Raw genomic sequence first — 312 nt, 5'->3', positions numbered from 1 at the left:
TCTCAGTTAGATGAGCTAGAGGGGAAAATGTCTTGGCTTACTTCGCTTAAAAATAAGGTATTTCACCTTGGCAACCGCAACAGCGAATCAGGCTCTAAGCAAAATATCCTTGCCCATTATGATTTGAGCAACGATTTGTACCAGGCTTTCCTGGATCCAACCATGATGTACTCCAGTGCTGTGTTTGAGACGTTGGATCAGTCGCTTGAGCAGGCCCAGCACAACAAACTGAAGGTCATTTGTGACAAGCTTGAACTGAGCCCTGAAGACCATCTGTTGGAGATTGGCACTGGCTGGGGCGCACTGGCCATA

At 47.4% G+C, this 312-nt stretch carries 1 protein-coding gene; it reads left to right on the top strand.

Annotation, left to right across the window (positions count from 1 at the left end; all coding sequences use genetic code 11):
- Window positions 1-27: 27 nt before the first annotated feature.
- A partial coding sequence (locus CWB98_RS23845; protein WP_349304492.1) for an SAM-dependent methyltransferase occupies window positions 28-312 on the top strand: 285 nt, incomplete at its 3' end.

Origin of the sequence: Pseudoalteromonas rubra (assembly GCF_005887115.1) — a bacterium.
In the GTDB taxonomy this organism is placed as follows: Bacteria; Pseudomonadota; Gammaproteobacteria; order Enterobacterales; family Alteromonadaceae; genus Pseudoalteromonas; species Pseudoalteromonas rubra_F.
Note: the sequence above shows the minus strand (reverse complement) of the source record. Positions and strands in the feature narration are given on the sequence as shown.